Origin of the sequence: Amycolatopsis sp. NPDC057786 (genome assembly GCF_042797905.1) — a bacterium.
Lineage (GTDB): Bacteria > Actinomycetota > Actinomycetes > Mycobacteriales > Pseudonocardiaceae > Amycolatopsis.
On the sequence record NZ_JBHVKW010000009.1, the window covers coordinates 1 to 21442 of the forward strand.

Consider the following 21442-nt stretch of genomic DNA (forward strand, 5'->3'; position numbering starts at 1 on the left):
GGGCGGGTGGGGGTGTGGGGCGTGGGGTGTGCGGCCCCCCAACAACCTATACCCCACCCCTCTCCCCCCCCTTGGGGCCCCGCCCCACGCCTGCAGTCGGCGCGCGGGTGAGCGACCGAACTCGACGTTGCGAAAGCCACTTTCGCAACCTTCAGCGTTGCGAAAGTGGCTTTCGCAACCTGTCCACCGCCGGGAAGCCCGCCCTCCACTGGCCGCGGCACTTCCCTCCCCTCGTGTTTAGTCCTCTGGATGCGGTCCTTGCGCGTGCAAGTACCGCATCCAGAGGACTAAACGCGTTCAGGGAGGTGACCCTCCGTGTCGATGTTGGTCAAGTATTGACACGAAGCACCCGCTGGTGTGTGATCTGAACCATAGATAGGAAAGTTTCCTAACTAAACTCCACGTCCCCCCTCCGGGCTCGCCCGGTCCGCCGTTGCTCCTCCCGACCCGACTTCACGCATGGAGGCTCCAGTGGCACCCCGACCACCATGGCGCGCGCTGCTCACGTGTGCCGCCGCGACGGCGATGACCTTCGCCGTCCTGCCGGCTCTGCCCGCCGGCGCGGCACCGACCGATCACGAATCCGAAGCCGCGACGATCTCCCAAGGCGCCGTCGAAAAGAACCACGCCGGCTATTCCGGCACCGGGTTCGTGAACTTCGACAACGTCATCGGCAGCTATGTCGAGTACACGGTGAACGCCGCGCAGGCCGGAACCCAGACGCTGACCTTCCGCTACGCCAACGGAACCACGATCGACCGGCCCGTCTCCCTCAGCGTCAACGGCACCGCTGCCGGGACACTGTCCTTCCCCGGCACCGGGGCGTGGACCACCTGGAAGACCGTCACGAAGGACGTCGCGCTGGCCGCCGGGGCCAACAAGATCCGCACCACCGCGACGACCGCGAACGGCGGGCCCAACGCGGACAAGCTCACCGCGAGCGGGGTGGTCGACGCCGAAGCGCCGACCCCGCCGAAGAACCTGACCGCCAAGGACATCAAGGCCAGCAGCGCCACCTTCACCTGGGAGGCCGCGACCGACAACGTCGGCGTGGTCCGCTACGACGTCATGCGCGGCGGCAACGTCCTCAAGACCGTCGACGGGAACACGCTCACCACGACCGTCGACAACCTGCAGCCGAACACAGCCTACGACATCTCGGTCGGCGCCTTCGACGCGGCAGGAAACCCTTCGCAGCAAAGCAATGTCGTCCAGTTCACGACGCCACCCAGCGGGGACACCACCCCGCCGACGGTACCGGGGAACCTCCGCTCCACGTCGGTGACCGCGAACAGCGTCTCCTTGGCGTGGAACGCTTCCACCGACAACAGCGGCACCATCGCCGGTTACGACGTCTACCAGGGCACCACGAAGGTCGCGACGACGCCTTCGCTCGAAGCCACGGTGACCGGCCTGACGGCGAACACGTCGTACACGTTCACTGTGAAGGCGCGTGACCTCGACGGCAACGCCTCGGCCGCGAGCAACGCATTGACCGCGAAGACGAGCGGCGCGGCAGGCGGCGGGATCCCCGAGTACGACAAGGTCATCACGAAGGCGGACCTCGCCTGGTCGGTCGGCTTCCTGCCGGACGGCACGGCGCTGGCGACCGAACGGGACCGGTTCGAGATCCTGCGGATCACGCCGTCGGGTGAGAAGACCACGGTCGGCAAGGTGCCCGGTGCGGTCGGCACCAACGGCGAAGGCGGCCTGCTCGGCATCGCGATCTCGCCGAACTACGCCACCGATCACGCGATCTACCTGTACCACACGGCATCCGGCGACAACCGGATCGTGAAGATGACCTACGACAACGGAAAACTGTCCTCGGCTTCGACCCCGGTGCTCACCGGGATCGCCAAGAACCGCTACCACAACGGCGGAAGGCTGCGTTTCGGCCCGGACGGCAAGCTTTACGCCACCGTCGGCGACGGGCAGAACAAGGACACCGCGCAGAACAAGGGATCGCTCAACGGGAAGATCCTGCGGGTCAACCCCGACGGATCGGCTCCGAGCGACAACCCGTTCTTCTCCACCGGCGGCAACGCCCGCTACGTCTGGAGCTTCGGGCACCGCAACCCGCAGGGCCTGGCGTGGGACTCCCGCGGCCAGCTGTGGGCTTCGGAGTTCGGCGACGGCAAACTCGACGAGCTCAACCTGATCCAGAAGGGCGGCAACTTCGGCTGGCCCCAGTGCGAGGGCACCAGTGGCACCTGCGGTGGCACGGTCGCGCCGAAGAAGACCTGGCCGACCAGTTCCGGCGGGCCGAGCGGGATCGAGATCGTCAACGACTGGATCTACGTCGCGGCCGTGACCAGCGAGCAACTCTTCGCCACCCAGATCAACGCGGCGGGCAACGGCGTCGGCTCCGTGCAGTCCCTGTTCTCCGGCCGCTGGGGCAGGCTCCGCTCTGTCACCAAGACACCGGACGGCGGCCTGTGGGTCACCTCGACCAACGCGGACAAGAACGGCGGCACCCCGAGCGGGATCGACAACGTCGTGGTCCGGCTGAAGTTTCCCGGTTCATCGCAGCCGGGAGCGTTCAAGCTGACCAGTTCCGCGTTCGCCGACAACGCGTCGATCCCGGACAAGTTCACCTGCGCCGGTGACGGCACGGCGGGCCAGGACACCTCTCCGCCGCTGGCGTGGGGCGCCGGGACCACCGGTGCCAAGGGCTACGCGATCGTCTTCGCCGACGTGGCCAACAACGGCAACAAACTGCACTGGGCGATCTGGGACATCCCGGCGTCCGCGGCCGCACTGCCCGAAGGCCTCGGAGCGGGCTACACCGTCCCGAACCAGAACGGCGCCAAGCAGAAAGCCATGGGCAGCGGGGCGAACTCGCAGAAGTACTTCGGCCCCTGTCCCGGCGGCTCAAGCCATCCCTACACCTTCACGCTCTACGCGCTGAAGTCGGCGACGGTTCCGGGCTTGTCTTCGTCCTCGACGATGGCGCAGATCGAGACGGCGATCAAGAACGCCTCGACGGCCAACGTCAAACTACGCGGCAAATCCAGCGCCGCGTCCTGAGCACGGTCGGGGTGTCCGGAGCGGCGCCGGGCGCCCCGACCGTATCCAGTGTGAGCTGAAAGAAACGCCACCCGTCCGGGATTTCCCGGCAGGGTGGCGTTCTTGTTGAGAACAACCACGTTGACGTAGTGCGAGCCGAACCGGCAGGATCATGGTCAGCAGGTCGTCCGGGTCGGGGCCCAGTGGAGACGCCTGCGGCGAACTGGGGAGAAAATGCGTAATCTCAAGCGTTTTGTCGTGTCCGTGGCCGTTATCGCCGGATTCTCGGCGCTGTTCGGCGCGCCCGCCGCCCAGGCGGACGAGCACGTCGATCTCGGTCAGCTGAAGTTGCGGCCCGCCAAGATCCACGGCGTGGGCATCGCCGCCCAGCAGGACGCGTACCTGATCGGCCCGGCCTCCGACGAGACCCGGTGCCTGGACGCCGATCTGGGCACCATCAACGGGAACGGCACCAAGGTCCAGCTGTGGACCTGCATCGTCAACCCGGACAACACCATCCCGGCCAACCAGGCCTGGTACGTGACTCAGATCCCCGAGGGCCACTTCCGCTTCCAGAACGCTTACAGCGGCCGGTACCTGGACGCGGACCTCGGCACCATCAACCGCAACGGCACCAAGGTCCAGCTCTGGGACTACATGGCCGGTGGTTCGAACCAGTGGTTCACCGTCACCGAGAACCCCGAGGGCTACCTGCGACTGCAGAACGTCCGCAGCGGCCGCTACCTCGACGCCGACCTCGGCACCGCGGGCCGTGACGGCGGAGTCGTGCAGCTGTGGGAGTTCGTAGCGGGCGCCAAGAACCAGTGGTGGTTCTGATACCGACCCGCACCCGGAGGTTCATCGTCCTCGTCGCCACGCTCGTCGTGGCGGCGACGGGCGTGCAGACGGCACAGGCGGCGCCCGTCCAGGGCGCCGCCGCGTGCCACTGGCGGCAGACCCACCTGCCGATGCCGCCGGGGATCGACTTCGCCTATGTCGGTGGTTCCGCCGGCACCGAGTGGATCGTCGCGAACGGCAGCGCCTATCCCGATCCCGACTTCGGCATCATCTGGCACGACGAACGACCCCGGATCATGCTGCGGTTCCGGAACGGTGGCCAGAACCGGCCCCGCGACATCAACTCGAACGGCACCGTCACGGGCGTGCGATTAGACCCTTCCGGGAAACCGGAACCCTATGTGTACAAGACGTTCTACCGCTGGCTGCCGAAACCGGCGACCGGGGACACCTACGCCACCTGGCTCAACGATCGCGGGGACATCGCCGGTTTTGTGGAAGTCGGCGACGCCACGAAGATCGTCTACTGGCGTGCGGGCGGAACGGGATACGAAATCCTCGGAGACGGTTTCCCGATCGGGATCGACGGGACGGGACGAGTGGTCTCCGGAACGGGAGAGATCTACCACGCCGACGGCACCCGTGGCAGGCTTCAGGTCCCGGCCGGTCTCACCGGGATCGCCGCGGGACAGTTCAACGAAGGTATGACGGCCGGTTACGGCACCGGCGCGAACGAGGAACGAGTGGCCGTGGTGTGGGACGCCGTCGGCAACGTGGTCTCGACCATTCCCCACGCGACCGCACGAGCCGCCAACCCGGGAGGGCTGGTCATCGGCATCGCGGGCAAGGATACGGGGAGTACGGCGGAGGTCTGGCGGAACGGTGTGCACGAGGTCACGCTCGCCGGGACCAGGCCGCAGTTCACTACCGATCCCCAGCCCTTCGGCATGAACGCGGACGTGACGGCGGACGGCGCGATCGTCGCCACTCCGATGGGCTTGCCCCGGCCTTCGTACTGGCGGTGCGTGCCGTACTGATGCTCGGCCCTCGCCATGCGGGCCGTTCACGACACCCGACACGGTTCCCCTTGCCCTGCCCGGCTCACCAGCCGAACAGGTTGCGCATGATCCGCCCGCACCGCTCGGTCATCGCCGCGGCGTCCTGGTCCGGCTGGTCGATCCACCAGCTGATCAGCGAATCGACCACGCCGGTCCACACCTGCGCGATCGCCTCGATGTCGCGATCGTCGTCCAGGCCCCGTGAGCGCATCAGCTGGGCGGCGCCGACCAGCGCGAATCCGTCGAGCCGGTAGCGGTAGTCGATCGCGACGCCGGCGATCTCCCCCGTCGAGGGCACCGTCGGGTCGCGGAGCAGCTTCCACGCGTACCGGTCGTTGTCGAATGTCTCGAAAATGGCCGAGAGCACCGCGACCGGCATCCGTTCCGGCGGCTCGGCCTCCGCCGCCATCGTCTCGGCGACGCCTTCGGTCAGCCTGTCCCCCGCGCGGTGCAGGCAGGCGAGGTACAGCCCGTCCTTCGAACCGAAGTACTGGTACAGCAAGGGTTTCGTGACCCCGACCCGGCGGGCGATCTCCACCATCGACGCCCCGGCGTACCCGTTCTTGCCGAACTCCTCCGTCCCGGCGCGCACGATCTGGGTCTCCCGCTCTTCGCGGGGCACCCCCTTCGTGCCGACGGCCCTTGCTTCTGTCACGGCGGTTATCTTACCCTGAGGTAAGTGACCCTTGGGTAAGTTACCTGATGGTCAGATAACGGGGGCGGACGAGGAGAGGTGCCGTGGCGGATTTTCTTGCCCATCTGAGTGACCCGGTGCTGCTGGCGACACCGGTGTTCCTGCTGTTCGTCGCGATCGAGATCCTCGCGCTGCACGTGCTGGGCCACGACGACAACGTCATCGGCTACAGCGTCAAGGACACCCGCACGAGCATGTCCATGGGCGCGGTGGCGGTGGTGATCAATGGTGTCTTCCGCATCGCCATGCTGTTCGTGTTCGCCGCGCTCTACGAACTGGCGCCGGTGAAGTTCAGCCCGCACGACTGGTGGACGTGGGTCCTGATGCTGCTGGGCCAGGAGATCGTCTTCTACGCCTACCACCGGGCGAGCCACCGCGTCCGGATCATGTGGGCGGGCCACCAGGTGCACCATTCGAGCGAGCACTACAACTTCTCGACGGCGTTGCGGCAGAAATGGACCCCGTACTTCCAGCTGCCGTTCTGGTCGATCCTCGCACTGGCGGGCATCCCGCCGTGGATGATCCTCACCGGCCTTTCGATCGACCTCGTGTACCAGTTCTTCGTGCACACCGAGAAGATCCGGAAGCTGCCGCGCTGGTTCGAATACGTGTTCAACACGCCATCACACCATCGTGTGCACCACGGCAGCGATCAGGAGTATCTGGACGCCAACTACGGCGGCATCCTGATCATCTGGGACCGGATGTTCGGCAGTTTCGTGCCGGAGGGCAAACGCCCGACCTACGGGCTGACCAAGAACGTCGACTCCTACAACCTGCTCAAGGTCGGCTTCCACGAATACGGCTCGATCCTGCGCGACGTCCGCGCGGCCGGGTCGTGGCGGGACAAGCTCGGCTATGTGTTCGGCCCGCCGGGCTGGCAACCCAAAGAGGCGCTAAGCGCTCCTTCGCAAGCAGGGTGAGTTCTCCGACCGGATCTCCGGCGGGAGGCTCTCCAGCGGCGGCCGCTGCGTGAGGGCCACGTCGGTGAGCACGAGTTCCCGCTCGACGGACTCCCCCGCACCGCGCCGGAACTGGGCCAGCGACGTCGACGGGGGCGCCGCGGAGATCACCCGGCCGCCGCGTTCCAGCCGGTCCATCAGGGTCAGCATGATCTGCGCGGACATCCGGCCGAGTGCCTGCGTGCCCTGGTGGCGGTGGGTCCGGTGGCCGAGGTCGACCTGCGCGAGCGCGTCGAGCCCGTGCGCTTCGAGCAGGTCGATCAGATGGCCGACCTCGACGCCGTAGTGCGTGACGAACGGGATCCCTTCGAGTACTTCGCGCCGTCCCGCGTACTCACCGGCGAGCGGCTGGACGAAACCGGCCAGTTCCGGCCAGTACATATTGAGCAGCGGACGGGCGACGAGTTCGGTGACGCGGCCGCCGCCGTCGGGTTCGACGCCCGCCGTCCCGGCGAGCGGACGGTGGTAGAAGCCTTTGACGTAGGCGATCCCCGGGTCGGTCAACAGCAGTCCCAGCAGACCGGTCACGTATCCGGACGTGAAGTCGCGGAGATCGCCGTCGACGAAGACGACAAGGTCGCCGGTCGTTTCGGCGACGCCCTTCCAGAGCGCTTCTCCCTTGCCCGCCAGGCTTTCCAGCTCCGGGAACACCGCGTCCTGCGCGACGACGTCCGCTCCTGCCGCACGGGCGACCTCGGCGGTGGCGTCGGTGGAATGGCTGTCCACCACCAGGATCTCGTCCACCAGGGGGAACCGTTCGACGAGTTCGCGCCGGATGGTGCCGACGATCGCGCCCACCGTCGCCTCCTCGTCGCGGGCCGGGATCACCACCGAAACCCGGGTCCCGCGTTTGGCGGCGACCAGCTCCGCCGCCCACCAGTCACCCGCCCGGCTGCTACGCCGCGCGAGCCACCTGTCGACCTCCGCCGATACCCGCATGGCTTCCCCTTCCCTCGAAGATCACCTCACCGGCGATGTTCGAGGGAAGCTGTTTCCATCGGTCGTCACCACGGAAACCGCCGCGTTACGCCTGCCCGCCGCAGGTTAACGCCCGGGAGAGGGCCTCCCCGGTCCGTCGCTTGGCGAGGTAGAACGCCGCCTCGTGCGGTTTCGCCCCGTTGTCGACGGTGTAGCCACTGTCCAGGACCCCGTCGGCGCCGGGGAACATCCCGCTGAGATCCGGCCGGGCGGCGACGAGATCGTCGCGGTCGGCCAGGTTCACCCAGCGCGCGACGCCGGGCGGGACGGACGGCGGCTGCGGACGGGTCCGTTCGTAGACCACCGTGCGCAAGCCCAGTGGCGAGCCGAGGGTGAGCAGCAGCGGCAGCGGACGGCCGTGCAGATGGGCGGCCTCGTAGGCGACGACCGAACCGAGCGAATGCCCGACGATCACCTCGGTCTCCGGCCCGATGAGCTCGGCGACACGCTCCTGCACGCGTTCCCGGATCGTCTCGTCGGTGAGGTACAACGTCACCTGTTTGAGTGCCTTGACCACCACGCGTTCGGCGAACGCGACCCCAAGCCTCGCGAACGGCTTCAGCCGCACCAGCGCGTTGAGCACCGGGCGGGCGGCCGCACGCACCCCTTGGGGCTCCCCGGACGGACCGCCGAGCTGGGCCAGCTCGGCCCGCGCCCGGTCACGGTCCGTCTCGCGGGACGCCGACGACGCCGCGTTCCGGAGCCATTCCGCCGCCAGGGTCTCGGCAAGCGCCCACTCGTCCGCGGTGAGTTCGTCCGCACCGCCTTGCTGGCCCTCCTTGCGGAAAAGGTCACCGTAGAAGGCCATTCTCGCGTCGCCGGGCCGGGCGTCGCGCCACACGGCGTCGGCCAGCGCGGTGTCACCGGCGAGCCGGATACCGCCGGCCAGACTCGGCAGCCATTCGGCCTCGAGGGTGTCCGCGGACTTCTGTTCCTGGGCGATGCCGTGCACCAGAACGATCCGAGCCATGGCGCACAGTATCGCGGCCGCCCTTGCCGGTGACCGTCCGATGAGCCAAAGTGATCTCCGTGGGAGAGCGGAGGTCGTTGGTGGTCGCGTCGCAATGCGACTCACTGAACCTTCTCTCGTTCCTCCCCGACGCGGGACATCAGGTGTCGACGGCCCTGCTCGACCCCGAGATCGGCGGCTGCGTGCCCGCGCTCGAAGACGGCCGCGGCCTGCTCGTCGACCCGACCATGGTCGAGCTGGACGACGCGCTCGTGGAGGCCTTCGAGCGCGCGTCGGACGACGAGGCGACGCTCTTCCTCTCGCTCGTCGGCCACGGCGAATACGCCGACGACGATTTCTACTTCCTCACCAAGGACACCGGTCTGCCGGTGGACAGCCGCAGGTCGTTCCTGTTCGCCCAGCGCATCAAAGAGCTGCTCGGCCGCTATTCGATGCTGGACGGTCTGGTGATCCTGCTCGACACCTGCCACGCCGGCATCGGGGCACGGCAGGCGGGCCAACGCTGGCTGAGGATCGTCGGCGAAGCGGGCAAACGTTTCGACCTGCTCACCGCCTCGGACGACCGCGTCGCCGCCGACGGGTGTTTCAGCCGGTCGCTGGTCTCGGTGCTGCGGTCGGGGCACGCGGAGTTCGGCGAACGCGTCCGCTGCGCGGATCTCAAACGGGTGATCACCGGCCTGTGCCCGATGCAGACCGCCATCCACCTCGGTTTCGACGGCACCCGTGAGGTGGCCGAGGCCGATCAAGGGCTGTGGCTCGCGCTGAACTCCTCCCCCGCTTGGCGGCGTTCCCCGCTGGCGGGCAACCCGGCCGCGCCCCGGATCGAACGCCTGACCACGAACTACCGCCAGAATCCGAAACTCGGCGAGACCGTCGGGCGCCTGCTCACCGGCGCCCGGCTGGTCGCTATCACGGGTGAAGCCGGCGCGGGGAAGTCGACCATACTCGCCGCGCTCGCCCGGCCGTCGGTGGCCGGCTCCTATGTACCGCCCGACTTCCTGCACGGCGTCCTGTTCGCGAGCCGCGGCGACACGGCCGAGCGGCTCGCGCGGGAACTCGCCCGCCAGCTGCGGCGCACCGTGCCCGGTTTCGCCGAAGCCGAGCGGGCGCACCGCGCCGGGCTCGACGACGCCGCCCGCAGCGGTGCGAGCGCCTTCGACCTGGCGCTGCTCGGTCCACTTCGGACGCTCGCTCCACAGTGGACCGGAGCACCGGTGCGGATCGCGATCGACGGGCTCGACGACCTGGACCACGAACCCCAGCGGCGGCTGCGCGCGGTTCTCCTCGACCTGTCGCGGGAACCGGCGCTGGAGTGGGTCAAAACGGTGGTGGCGACCAGGAAACCGGGCCTCCTGCGGTCGGCGTTCGAGATCCGGCTCGATCGGCAGGACGGCGTACCGGGCCTGAGCCGCGAACCGGAGGAAGTCCACGCGGGTGACCTCGTTCCGGGGGGCCATGACACCGGCTCACCCACTTCACCGAGGATCACCCCGGCCACGTTGATCATCGACGTCCCCGGTCAGCCGCCCGCGCACCACGACCTGTCCTTCGGGCTCACGACGCTCGGCCGCAGCAGGAACGCCGCGGTCCGGCTCGGGGACTCGCGGGTCTCCCGGCTGCACTGCAAGATCCGCTGGGACGGCACGAACGCGTGGCTGACGGACCTGGATTCCGCCAACGGCACCTTCGTCGACGGACAGCGGATGCCGAACGCCGTGCTGAAGCATGGTGATGTGCTCCGGCTCGGCGATTCGACGGTCACCTTCATCAGCGTGGCGCAAGAGGAGGCCGACGTCGAGCAGGGCACCGGCGCGGTGGCCTCGCCGCAGCCAGGGCACACCGTCCTACTGGAGTTGCTGGGCCTCGCCGCGACTCGCGGACCCATCCCGATCTCGATCCTCACCGCGGCGAGCGCGGCGGCGGGTGGCCCGGCTCGCCGGGTGCACGTCCGCGACTTCCTGGCCGGGCTCGGTGACTCGGTCAGCCGGACGCGAGCGGGCCTCGCCGACGAAACCGTCCTGCTGATCTCCGACGCGCCCGCACTTTCCCCCGATACGGCGACCCGGCTCCACGCCCGGCTGGCGGCGGCGACCTCGGAGGTGGCACTGGTGACCGGAGACGACGAGCCGACGCTGGAACAGGGCTACGCGGCGGCCAACGAAGCCGAGCACTTCTGGCTCGCCGGACTCCGCGAGGACGCCCTCGCCGCGTTGGAGCGGAGGGCGTCCCACATCCCCGTAGAAAACCGGGAACGCTGGGCGGCTTGGGCGAGCCGCGCGGAACGGGAACTCGGCGGGACCGACCGGATCACGCTGCGCTGCAAGGCTCGGCACGCGACGTGGACCGGCAAGGCGGGGGACGCGGCCGCGGCGCTCGCCCGGTTCGAAGAACTGCTGCCGATCGCCGCGACCACCCTGTCCGACGGCGACGAAGAGGTCTTGAGCATTCGCCACAACATCGGATACCTCCTCATGGAACTCGGCCGCTTCGAAGAGTCGCGGGCCGCGTTCGAAGCGCTCGTCCGCGACGCCACCCACGCTCTCGGAGCCGATCATCGCGAGACGCTGCACGCCCGGCACCTACTCGCGGTGGCGACGGGCAAGACCGGCGGTGGGGAGGAATCCCTCCGTCTTTCCAGGGAACTGCTGCCGCACGCGAAACAGGCGCTGGGCGAAGACGAGATCGTCAGCCACGTCCGGCACAACATCGCGTTCTGGAGCGCCGAAATCGAGCCCCCCCCCGTCGTTTCGGAGTATCGACGGCTCCTCGGCGAAGCGAGGGGACGGCTGAATGACCGGCATCCCGACGTCCTCGACCTCCGGTTCGGCCTCGCGCTCGCCCTCGCCAAGGCGGGCCAGGTCACCGAGGCGCTCTCGACCTGGACCCTGCTGCTGGACGATTCCGTCGAGGTCCGCGGCGAACGACACGGCGAAACGCGGAAGATCCGCGAGCAGCTCGAGTACTGGGGTACGCGGGAGTGAGCGGTGAGCGCCCTGCGGATCGCGCTCCTGACCTACCGCGGGAACCCGCGCAGCGGCGGTCAGGGCGTGTACGTCCGGCATCTGAGCCGCGAACTCGCCGCGCTGGGGCATCACGTCGAGGTGCTGTCCGGGCCTCCGTACCCGGAGGTCGATGACGGCGTGCGGTTGACGAAGATCCCGGGGCTCGATCTGTTCGCCGAGCCGAATCCCTTCCGGACACCGCGGCCGCGGGAACTCCGCGATCTGCCGTCGTGGGTGGAGTTCCTCGGCATGCGGCGCGGCGGCTTCCCCGAACCACTCGCGTTCTCCCTGCGTGCCACCCGCGCTCTCGCGAAACGCCGGGGTGAATTCGACATCGTCCACGACAACCAGGGGCTCGGCTACGGCATGCTCCACTGTGGACTGCCGACGATCGCCACCATCCACCATCCGATCGCCGTGGACCGGGCGTTGAAGCTCGCCACCGTCACCGGGCGCGCAGCGGCACAGGTCGAGCGGTGGTACGGGTTCGTGGAAATGCAGCACCGCGTCGCACGGCGACTACCTGCGCTGACGGTGTCCCAGGCTTCCCGCACGGCCATCGGCCGGGAAATGGGTCTCCCGGAGGACCGGATCCACGTCGTCCCGCTGTCCGCCGACACCAGGGTCTTCCGGCCGCGGCCCGAAATCGCGCGGGTCCCCGGACGCGTCGTGGCCACCGCCAGCGCGGACGAACCGTTGAAGGGACTCGAACACCTCCTGTCGGCGTGGGAACGGATCGAGGGCGAACTGGTGATCGTCGGCAAACCGAAACCGGACGGCCCGGCGGCGCGGGCACTCGCGAAGCTCGGCCCCGACGCCCGTGTCCGGTTCGTCGGCGGACTGACCGACGACGAACTCGCGCGGCTGCTCTGTTCCGCCGAAATCGCTTGTATCCCTTCGCTGTTCGAAGGGTTCTCCCTCCCGGCCGCCGAGGCGATGGCCTGTGGGACGCCGGTCGTCGCGACGACGGGCGGGGCGCTTCCCGAGGTCGTCGGCGAAGCGGGGATCCTGGTGCCGCCGGGTGACGGACCGGCGCTCGCGGAGGCGCTCACCAAGGTCCTCGGCGACGAACACCTGCGCGCCGACCTCGCGGCCCGCGGCCTGGAAACGGCCGGGGCGCTGAGCTGGCGACGCACCGCCGAGGAGACCGCGGCGTACTACCGGCGCGTTCTCGGCCGGGAGCGTGCGGGGTGCTGACCGTCGACTTCGACCGGTTCCCCGTCGGCCCCGGGGACCGGGTGCTGGATCTCGGCTGCGGGGACGGTCGGCACGCCTTCGAGGCGTACAAACGCGGCGCTGACGTGATCGCCGCCGACCTCGACGACATCGCGCTCAAACACGTGCGGGACATGTTCGCCAACCTGGCGGAGGCGGGCGAGGCACCCGCCACGGCTTCGGCGCTGGCCGTCCGTGCGGACGCCCTCAAGCTTCCGTTCCCCAGCGGTTCGTTCACCCGGGTGATCGTGGCCGAGACGCTGGAGCACATCCACGCCGACCGGACGGTGCTCGCGGAGGCGAGCCGCGTGCTGGCGCCTGGCGGCAGACTGGTGGCGACCGTGCCGCGCTGGTGGCCGGAGCGGATCTGCTGGCTGCTCTCGGACGCGTACCACGAGGTCGAAGGCGGGCACATCCGGATCTACCGCCGCCGCGAACTGCTCGGCAAGCTCCGGGAAGCCGGGCTGCGGACGGAAGTCAGCCATCACGCGCACGCCCTGCATTCGCCGTACTGGTGGCTGAAATGCGCGGTCGGCCCCGACGAGGAGCACCGGCTCTGCGCGCTGTACCACCGGTTCCTGGTCTGGGACATCATGCGGAGCCCCCGGCCGGTGCGGTTCGCCGAGTGGGCGCTGAATCCCGTGCTCGGCAAGAGCCTCGTCGTCTACGCGCGCAAACCGTGAAGGCCACCGCCGCCGGTATCGCGGCCGTGCAGCGGCCCGACGGCGGGATCCCTTGGGAAACCGGCGGGCACCTTGATCCGTGGAACCATCTCGAAGCAGCCATGGGACTGGACGTCGCCGGGTTCAGCACCGAGGCCGAAGCGGCGTACGACTGGCTCGTCCGGAACCAGCGTCCCGACGGATCCTGGGCTGCCCGGTACCGCGGCGGCGGAATCGACTTGTCCACTATGGACACGAACTTCACCGCCTACATCGCGGTCGGGACGCGGCACCATTTCCTGCTGACCGGGGACGGCGCCTGGCTGGAGCGGATGTGGCCCGTCGTGGACAAGGCCGTCGACGCCGTCCTGCGGCGGCAGCAACCGTCGGGTGCCCTGTCGTGGCGCGACGACCCCGAAGTCCGGCTGGTCACGGGATGCAGCAGCATCCACCACGCGCTGACGCAGGCGCTGGCGCTCGCGTCCACGATGGGGCTGGACCGTCCACAATGGCGGAACGCGGCGCACCGGCTGCGCGCTGCCCTGGTCGGCGGCCCACGGCTCTTTGTGGCGAAACCGCACGCGATGGACTGGTACTACCCGGTTCTGGCCTCCGTAGTGACCGGTGCCGACGCCTCGGCGCGGCTGGCGGCGGGCTGGGATCGGTTCGTCGCACCCGGGCTGGGTGTGCGCTGTGTGCATCACGAACCGTGGGTCACCGGCGGGGAGACCGCCGAGCTGGCACTGACTCTCGCCGCCCGTGGAGACCGGGTCCGCGCGGAAGAACTCCTCGCGTGCGTGGCGCGGCTCCGGCACGACGACGGCTCGTACTGGACCGGGTATCAGTACGCGGACGAGGAATTCTGGCCGGACGAGCGCACCACGTGGACCTCGGGCGCCGTCCTCCTGGCGACCGCCGCCCTCGAGGGCGAGCCGGCGACGTGCGACGTCTTCGGCGAACACCGCGTTTAGTCCTCTGGATGCGGTCCTTGCACACGCAAGTACCGCATTCAGAGGACTAAACGCGGGCCGGTCAGGCCTCGTCTTCTTCGAGCATGTCCGGGGTGACAGCGGATTCGGTGTCCGGAATGCCTTGTTCCTTCGCCTTCTTGTCGGCCATCGCCAGCAGGCGGCGGATCCGGCCGGCGACGGCGTCCTTGGTCATCTGCGGATCGGACAGCTGGCCCAGCTCTTCGAGCGAGGCCTGCCGGTTCGACAGGCGCAGCTTGCCCGCGGCGAGCAGGTGCTCCGGAGCGGAGTCGCCGAGAATGTCCAGCGCGCGCTCCACCCTGGCCGCCGCCGCGACGGCCGCGCGGGCCGAACGCCGCAGGTTCGCGTCGTCGAAGTTCGCCAGCCGGTTCGCGGTGGCGCGCACCTCACGGCGCATACGCCGCTCTTCCCACGCGAGCACGCTCGTGTGCGCACCGAGCCGGGTCAGCAGCGCGCCGATGGCGTCACCGTCCCGCACGACGACCCGGTCCGCGCCGCGGACCTCGCGCGACTTGGCCTGGATACCCATCCGACGGGCGGCGCCGACGAGCGCCAGCGCGGCCTCGGGGCCCGGGCAGGTCACCTCCAGCGACGACGAACGCCCGGGCTCGGTGAGCGAACCGTGCGCCAGGAACGCGCCGCGCCAGGCGGCTTCCGCGTCGGCGACACCGCCGGACACGACGGCGGCGGGCAGCCCGCGCACCGGACGGCCGCGCTGGTCGATCAGGCCGGTCTGCCTGGCCAGTCCCTCGCCGTCCTTGACCACCCTGACGACGTACCGCGTGCCCTTGCGCAGTCCGCTGGAGGAGATGACGTGGACGTCGGACTGGTGTCCGTACAGTTCGTGGATCTCCTTGCGCAGCCGCCTCGCCACCGAACCGGTGTCGAGTTCGGCCTCCACCACGACGCGGCCGGCCACGATGTGCAGCCCGCCCGCGAATCGCAGCATCGACGCGACCTCCGCGCGGCGCGGGCCGATCTTGGTGATCTCCAGCCGGCTCAGCTCGTCCTTCACGGCGGCGGTCATCGCCATCGCTGCCCCTCCATACCTTCAGCTCCTCCCCCGGTGAGACCGAGAGCGTCCCGCATACAGCCCGCGAGCGCATCAGGATCATGCCGCCCCGTCACGACCGGGTCAGCCACCGCCCCCAGCAACGCCCGCGCGCCCAGTCTCCCGGCCGCGTCTCGCAACCGGGCTGGTGAGGGCACCGAGTCCCGGTCCGCGATGACCGCGTCCACCCGCAATTCCGGGGCGTGTTCGAAGAGTACGTCCAAATGCTTTTCCGGCGAGAACCCCGCCGTCTCCCCCGGTTGGGGGATCAGGTTGAGGATCACGACCTTCGTGGCGTCCGTTCGGAGCAACGCGTCGTGCAGATCCGGCACCAGCAGATGGGGCAGCACACTGGTGAACCAGGACCCCGGACCGAGGAACACCACGTCCGCGCCGAGCACCGCCTCGATCGCCTCGGCGCAGCCACGCGGCGGCCGATCGGCCTGACCGGACGGGTGCAGGCTGATCCTGTGCACCTGCCCAGGGGTCGTCGCCACCGCCACCTGACCGCGGATCCGCCGGACCGCCTCGGGATTCTCGGCGTCCAGCCCCGAAACCTCACCCTGGATCTCCAGTGGTTCGGGTGACATCGGCAGGACACGGCCGGAGATGCCCATGAGCCTGCTCGCCTCGTCGAGCGCGGCGACGGGATCCCCGAGCACCTCGAACAACCCGGCCAGCAACAGGTTTCCGACCGCGTGCCCGGCGAGCGCGCCGTCACCGCCGAAGCGATGCTGGAACACCTCCGCCCACAGCGTCCCGCCGTCTTCGGCGGCGAACGCGGCGAAGGCCTGCCGCAGGTCGCCCGGTGGCAGCAGCCCGAGCTCCCGGCGCAGCCTGCCGGACGAGCCCCCGTCGTCCGCGACGGTGACCACGGCGGTGACCTGCGAGGTCACCCGGCGCAACGCGGTGAGGGTGGCGTGCAGGCCGTGCCCGCCCCCCAGTGCGACCGCGCGCGGTTCACTCGCGGCCAAGGTCGCGGTGCACCACCTTCACGGCCATACCGTCCTCATTGGACAGACGCTGGGCGAGCTCCTCGGAAATGGCGACACTGCGGTGCTTCCCGCCCGTGCAGCCGACGGCCAGCGTCAGGTACCGCTTGCCCTCGCGCTTGTAGCCCGCGCCGATCAGGCGCAGCAGCTGGTGGTAGCGGTCGAGGAACTCGTCCGCGCCCTCCTGGCTGAGCACGTAGTTGCGGACCTCGCCTTCGAGGCCGGTGTGGTCGCGCAGTTCCGGGATCCAGAACGGGTTCGGCAGGAACCGGACGTCCATCACCAGGTCGGCGTCCATCGGCAGGCCGTACTTGTAGCCGAACGACAGCACGGTGACCCTGGTCTGCGTGCTCGACTCGGAACCGAAGGCGTCCTCGATCTTGGCGCGCAGGTCGTGCACCGAAAGCGACGACGTGTCGAGCACGAGGTCGGCCTCTTCCCGCAGCGGCTCCAGGAGCGTGCGCTCGGCGGTGATGCCGTCGGCGAGCCTGCCGTCGCCCTGCATCGGGTGACCGCGCCGGACGGCCTCGAACCGGCGCACCAGCACCGCGTCCGTGGCCTCCAGGAACAGGACGCGCGGCTTGTAGCCGCGGGCGTCGAGGTCCTTGATCACCGACGCCAGGTCGTCGGTGAACGCGCGCGAGCGCACGTCCATCACCACGGCGACCTTGGTGATCGCGCCCCGCGCCTGCGCGCCGAGCTCGACCATGGTGGCGATCAGCTCGGGCGGCAGGTTGTCCACCACGAACCAGCCCAGATCCTCCAGGCATTTCGCGGCCGTGCTGCGGCCGGCTCCGGACAGACCGGAAACGACCGCGACCTCCATCCCCGAACCGCGGCCTTCTTCTTGCGCACTCACGATGGTCCCTTCACCGGTCACGTACTGGACTCCCCCGCCGCCTGCGGCTGCTCCCCTGCGAGTGCCGCGACGACCGCTTCGGCGGTGCGCCTGCCGAAGCCGGGCACCGCCTCGATCTCCTCTATCCGCGCTTCGCGGAGTTTCTTCACCGAGCCGAAATGCTTGATCAGCGCGGTACGGCGAGCCTGCCCCAGCCCGGGCACACCGTCCAATGCGGACACCTGCATCCGTTTGGACCGCTTCTCCCGGTGGTACCGGATGGCGAAGCGGTGCGCCTCGTCACGCAACCGCTGCAACAGATACAGCGCGTCGGAGGTGCGCGGCAGGATCACCGGATCCGGATCGCCCGGGAGCCACACCTCCTCCAGCCGCTTCGCCAGGCCGACCACGGCGACGTCGGTGACGCCCAGTTCGGAAAGGACGTCCGCGGCCGCGGTGGCCTGCGGGCCCGCGCCGTCGACGACGAGCAGGTTCGGCGCGTAGGCGAACTTGCGCGGTTTACCGGTCTCCGGGTCGATGCCCGGACGGTCCGGATCGACCTCGGCACCCTCGGCATTTTCCTTGAGGTAGCGGGAAAAACGGCGGCGGACGACCTCGGCGATCGACGCGACGTCCCCTTCCTCCGCGGCTTCGCGCAGCGCGAAGCGCCGGTACTCGGACTTGCGCGGGATCCCGTCCTCGAACACCACGAGCGACGCCACCACGTCACTGCCCTGGATATGGCTGATGTCGACGCATTCGATGCGCAGCGGCGCGGTTTCCAGCGCCAGGTAGTCCTGCAGTTCCGCCAGCGCGGCCGAGCGCGCGGTGAGATCTCCCGCGCGGCGCAGTTTGTGCTGGGTGAACGCCTCTCCGGCGTTGCGCGTCACGGTCTCCGCGAGGGCGCGTTTGTCGCCGCGCTGCGGGACCCGCAGGCTCACCCTCGACCCGCGCAGCCCGGAAAGCCACTCCCCGAGCGCCTCCGCGTCGGCGGGCAGTTCGGGGACGAGGACCTCGCGCGGCACCGGCGGGCCGCCGTCGGGATCGTCCGCGCGTTCGGCCTGTTCACCGTAGAACTGGGTGATGAAGTGGTCGACGAGTTCCTGGACGCCCATCTCCTCGGCCTTGTCGATCACCCATCCGCGCTGGCCACGGACCCGGCCGCCGCGCACGTGGAAGACCTGGACGGCGGCTTCGAGATCGTCGTGGGCGAAGGCCACGACGTCCGCGTCCGTGCCGTCGCCGAGCACCACGGCCTGCTTCTCCATCGCGCGCCGCAACGCGCCGAGGTCGTCGCGCAGCCGGGCCGCGCGCTCGAACTCCAGCTCTTCGGACGCGGCCGCCATTTCCTGTTCCAGGCGGCGGATCAGCGCGTCGGTGCGGCCGGCGAGGAAGTCACAGAAGTCTTCGACGATCGCACGGTGTTCGTCGGCGGAGACCTTGCCGACGCACGGCGCGGAACATTTGCCGATGTAGCCGAGAAGGCAGGGCCTGCCGATCTGGCCGTGCCGTTTGAAGACGCCCGCCGAGCAGGTGCGCGCTGGGAAGACCCGGAGCAGCAGGTCGAGCGTTTCGCGGATGGCCCAGGCGTGCGCGTACGGACCGAAATACCGCACGCCCTTCTTGCGCGCGCCGCGATAGACGTGCAGGCGCGGGAACTCCTCGTTCATGGTGACGGCGAGGACCGGATAGCTCTTGTCGTCACGGTAACGGACGTTGAACCGCGGGTCGAACTCCTTGATCCAGTTGTACTCCAGCTGGAGCGCCTCGACCTCGGTGCTCACCACGGTCCACTCGACGCTCGCCGCCGTCGTCACCATCTGGCGGGTGCGCGGATGCAGGCCCGTGATGTCCGCGAAGTACGAGTTCAGCCTGCTGCGAAGGCTTTTCGCCTTGCCGACGTAGATGACCCTCTTCGTGGCGTCACGAAATTTGTACACGCCAGGGGCGTCCGGGATGCTCCCCGGCGAGGGACGGTAGGTGGTCGGGTCAGCCACGCCGCCAAGCCTATGGGGCACCACCGACAGTCCGACGAGGCCCCGTCCTTAGCCGCGCTCCCGTCAACCCTTCGAGTGGCCGTTCCCACGATCCGGTCCGTATTTCACTACGTATACCGACCTAAGTCGGGTCTTCCGCCGGAACCGACGTTCGTTGGTTCCTGGCGAGTGAATCGGTTGATTACTTTCCGTCCCAGTTCCACTTCACTCGGTTCTTCGTCAGATGACGCTCGAAAGGACTCCTGCACCGTGAGCCGTCTTCGTACGCTGGGCGCCGCCACCCTCGCCGCCGCAGCCCTCACCATGACCGCCGGCGTCGCCTCGGCGGCCACCCCCACCGGTGTCCAGCCCAACATCGTGGGCGGCGGCACCGCCCCCACCGTGAGCTGGGGCGCCCAGATCTACGTCAACACCCCTGGCCGCCAGTGGGACGGGTTCAACTGCTCCGGCAGCGTCATCGCCCAGCGCTGGGTCCTGACCGCCAAGCACTGCCTCGACTCCGACGGCAGCGGCATGCGGGTCCGCGTCGGCAGCAACCAGCTCCAGGGCGGCCGCGAGATCGCCGTCGACCGCAAGGTGTCCTCGCCGAACGGCGCCGACATCTCGTTGCTGCACCTGGCCTCCGACGCCGGTGTCACGCCGATCAGCCTGACCAGCTCGAATCCGCCCGTCGGCAGCACCAACCAGCTCTACGGCTGGGGCCGCGAGACCCCGACCGGCCCGCCCGCCTCGGCGCTGAAGGTGGCCGACGTCCGCGTCACCGGCAGCTCGCGCGACGCCTACGGCGGCCCGGCCATCCAGAGCGTCGGCATCAACGGTTCGGCGTGGAAGGGCGACTCGGGCGGCCCCCAGGTCTACAACGGCGTCCAGGTCGGCGTCGCATCGACCGTGCAGAACCAGAGCGGCTCGAACATCCGCGGCACCAACAACTACGGCAGCGTCGCTTCGGCCCGCTCCTGGATCCGCTCGACCACCGGGGTCTGACCTCCACCCCGGCCGGGGCCCCTGTCGCGACGTGACCCGCCGCGGCAGGGGCCCTTTCACGTCATCGTGTCGGTGGGGTGTGGGACGCTCGCGGGCATGCGGATCGCGACCTGGAACGTGAACTCGATCGGGCCCCGGCTGCCGAGGGTGCTGGACTGGCTCGGCTCGGTACAGCCGGACGTGCTGTGCCTGCAGGAACTCAAATGCGGTACCGACGCCTTCCCCTTCGACGCCGTGAAGGAACTGGGCTATGAGACGGCCGCGTACGGCATCGGACGCTGGAACGGCGTCGCGATCGTGTCGCGCGTCGGTCTGGAAGACGTGACACGGGGCTTGACCGGCGAGCCGACCTTCGAGGACAAGGCCGACGCGCGGGCCATCGGCGCCACCTGCGGCGGGCTACGGCTGTGGTCGGTGTACGTGCCGAATGGGCGTGACCTGGAGAACCCGCACTACGGCTACAAACTCGCCTGGCTTTCGGCGCTGGAGGCGACCGTGCGGGAGGAGCAGGCGCGCGGGCTGCCGTTCGCGGTGCTCGGCGACTTCAACATCGCGCCGACCGACGCGGACGTGTGGGACATCGGCGTGTTCGCCGAATCGACGCACGTGACCGAGCCGGAGCGGAAGGCGCTCGCCGCACTGCGCGACCTCGGGCTGTCGGACGTGTTCCCGCGGCCGCTGAAGTACGACCACCCGTTCACGTACTGGGACTACCGGGCGGGGAACTTCCCGAACAACAAGGGAATGCGGATCGACCTCGTGTACGCCGACGCCGCCGTGGCCGGCGCGGTGACGGATTCCTATGTGGACCGTGAGGCACGGAAGGGGAAGGGGCCCTCGGACCACGCGCCGATCGTGGTGGACCTTTCGCTTTGAGCGGCGGGCGGGTGCGCCCCGAACGCCATGAACGGTCCTTTCCTGGCAAATTTCGCAAGGAAAGGACCGTTCATGGCAGCCGCCCGCGACGTTGCGGTCACCCACGTCCGTGAAGGCTCGTTGAGGGCCCCAGAGTCCCTCAAGGAGGCCTTCACGGACTAGTGACCTTGACGGCGGCCTCTGGTCCTGGGGTCGGGGTGGTCGTGAGTGGCGATTCGGGTTCTAACCGTCCTCACCACTCACGAGGTCCAGCACCGCCGATTTCCCGTGATCGACCGGACGACACGCGTGATCCGGCGGACGACACGCGTGACTGGATGGACGACACGACGCGCGGCCCGGTCCCACCGCGAGTCGTCCGCCTGAA

At 69.2% G+C, this 21442-nt stretch carries 17 protein-coding genes; 10 read left to right on the forward strand and 7 right to left on the reverse strand.

Annotated features, from left to right (window positions below):
- Positions 1-525: 525 nt before the first annotated feature.
- The 3 genes from ACFVM3_RS08480 (at position 526) to ACFVM3_RS08490 (ending at position 4844) form a co-directional block, all read left to right on the forward strand.
- Positions 526-3030, forward strand: a complete 2505-nt coding sequence (locus tag ACFVM3_RS08480) for a PQQ-dependent sugar dehydrogenase (protein WP_378437053.1) — start codon at positions 526-528, stop codon at positions 3028-3030.
- 237 nt (positions 3031-3267) lie between these two features.
- Positions 3268-3846 carry an RICIN domain-containing protein gene (locus ACFVM3_RS08485; protein WP_378436860.1) on the forward strand — a complete coding sequence of 193 codons (579 nt, stop codon included), beginning with the start codon at positions 3268-3270 and terminating at the stop codon, positions 3844-3846.
- A complete protein-coding gene (locus ACFVM3_RS08490) occupies positions 3837-4844 on the forward strand; it encodes a hypothetical protein (protein WP_378436861.1) in 1008 nt (335 codons plus the stop codon). Before ACFVM3_RS08485 ends, ACFVM3_RS08490 begins: the two co-directional genes overlap by 10 nt.
- A 64-nt stretch (positions 4845-4908) precedes the next feature.
- On the opposite strand, the gene ACFVM3_RS08495 is transcribed toward ACFVM3_RS08490, so the two are convergent.
- The gene (locus tag ACFVM3_RS08495) at positions 4909-5520 is read right to left on the reverse strand and encodes a TetR/AcrR family transcriptional regulator (RefSeq protein ID WP_378436863.1); all 612 of its coding nucleotides are present in this window, start codon (positions 5518-5520) and stop codon (positions 4909-4911) included.
- Positions 5521-5603: 83 nt separating this feature from the next.
- Here ACFVM3_RS08495 and ACFVM3_RS08500 point away from each other — a divergent pair, with 83 nt between their 5' ends.
- Positions 5604-6482, forward strand: a complete 879-nt coding sequence (locus ACFVM3_RS08500) for a sterol desaturase family protein (RefSeq protein WP_378436864.1) — start codon at positions 5604-5606, stop codon at positions 6480-6482.
- Here the strand turns inward: ACFVM3_RS08500 and ACFVM3_RS08505 are convergent.
- Together ACFVM3_RS08505 and ACFVM3_RS08510 are read right to left on the reverse strand one after the other, a co-directional pair.
- Entirely contained in the window at positions 6456-7460 is a 1005-nt protein-coding gene (locus ACFVM3_RS08505) for a glucosyl-3-phosphoglycerate synthase (RefSeq protein WP_378436866.1), read from the reverse strand. The two genes, ACFVM3_RS08500 and ACFVM3_RS08505, sit on opposite strands and share 27 nt — an antisense overlap.
- An 85-nt stretch (positions 7461-7545) precedes the next feature.
- Entirely contained in the window at positions 7546-8469 is a 924-nt protein-coding gene (locus ACFVM3_RS08510; protein ID WP_378436868.1) for a hypothetical protein, read from the reverse strand.
- A gap of 59 nt (positions 8470-8528) precedes the next feature.
- Between ACFVM3_RS08510 and ACFVM3_RS08515 the strand changes: the two genes are divergently transcribed.
- From ACFVM3_RS08515 to ACFVM3_RS08530, 4 genes are read left to right on the forward strand one after another with little or no spacing between them, the layout of a single operon-like run.
- Positions 8529-11450 (forward strand): FHA domain-containing protein, encoded by a 2922-nt coding sequence (locus tag ACFVM3_RS08515; protein ID WP_378436870.1) that lies wholly within the window; start codon positions 8529-8531, stop codon positions 11448-11450.
- Between the two features lie 3 nt (positions 11451-11453).
- Positions 11454-12668, forward strand: coding sequence for a glycosyltransferase family 4 protein (locus ACFVM3_RS08520; RefSeq protein WP_378436872.1), 1215 nt, complete (start codon positions 11454-11456; stop codon positions 12666-12668).
- A complete protein-coding gene (locus tag ACFVM3_RS08525) occupies positions 12662-13369 on the forward strand; it encodes a class I SAM-dependent methyltransferase (protein ID WP_378436874.1) in 708 nt (235 codons plus the stop codon). The genes ACFVM3_RS08520 and ACFVM3_RS08525 overlap by 7 nt, the downstream gene beginning before the upstream one ends.
- Positions 13366-14319: a prenyltransferase/squalene oxidase repeat-containing protein gene (locus ACFVM3_RS08530; protein WP_378436875.1), complete on the forward strand. Its 954-nt coding sequence runs from the start codon at positions 13366-13368 to the stop codon at positions 14317-14319. Before ACFVM3_RS08525 ends, ACFVM3_RS08530 begins: the two co-directional genes overlap by 4 nt.
- Positions 14320-14380: 61 nt before the next feature.
- On the opposite strand, the gene whiA is transcribed toward ACFVM3_RS08530, so the two are convergent.
- Genes whiA through uvrC form a run of 4 tightly spaced genes read right to left on the reverse strand, consistent with a single transcriptional unit; the run spans position 14381 to position 19215 of the window.
- Positions 14381-15370, reverse strand: a complete 990-nt coding sequence (gene whiA, locus ACFVM3_RS08535; protein ID WP_072027837.1) for a DNA-binding protein WhiA — start codon at positions 15368-15370, stop codon at positions 14381-14383.
- Complete coding sequence (gene yvcK, locus ACFVM3_RS08540; protein WP_378436877.1) at positions 15361-16362, reverse strand: uridine diphosphate-N-acetylglucosamine-binding protein YvcK; 1002 nt, start codon at positions 16360-16362, stop codon at positions 15361-15363. Before yvcK ends, whiA begins: the two co-directional genes overlap by 10 nt.
- Positions 16349-17206 (reverse strand): RNase adapter RapZ, encoded by an 858-nt coding sequence (gene rapZ / locus ACFVM3_RS08545; protein ID WP_126731933.1) that lies wholly within the window; start codon positions 17204-17206, stop codon positions 16349-16351. Before rapZ ends, yvcK begins: the two co-directional genes overlap by 14 nt.
- Before the next feature lie 50 nt (positions 17207-17256).
- Positions 17257-19215, reverse strand: a complete 1959-nt coding sequence (uvrC, locus tag ACFVM3_RS08550) for an excinuclease ABC subunit UvrC (RefSeq protein WP_378436879.1) — start codon at positions 19213-19215, stop codon at positions 17257-17259.
- 249 nt (positions 19216-19464) lie between these two features.
- Between uvrC and ACFVM3_RS08555 the strand changes: the two genes are divergently transcribed.
- Together ACFVM3_RS08555 and ACFVM3_RS08560 are read left to right on the forward strand one after the other, a co-directional pair.
- Complete coding sequence (locus ACFVM3_RS08555) at positions 19465-20199, forward strand: S1 family peptidase (protein WP_378436880.1); 735 nt, start codon at positions 19465-19467, stop codon at positions 20197-20199.
- 96 nt (positions 20200-20295) lie between these two features.
- The gene (locus ACFVM3_RS08560) at positions 20296-21075 is read left to right on the forward strand and encodes an exodeoxyribonuclease III (RefSeq protein ID WP_378436882.1); all 780 of its coding nucleotides are present in this window, start codon (positions 20296-20298) and stop codon (positions 21073-21075) included.
- The last annotated feature ends 367 nt before the right edge of the window (positions 21076-21442 follow it).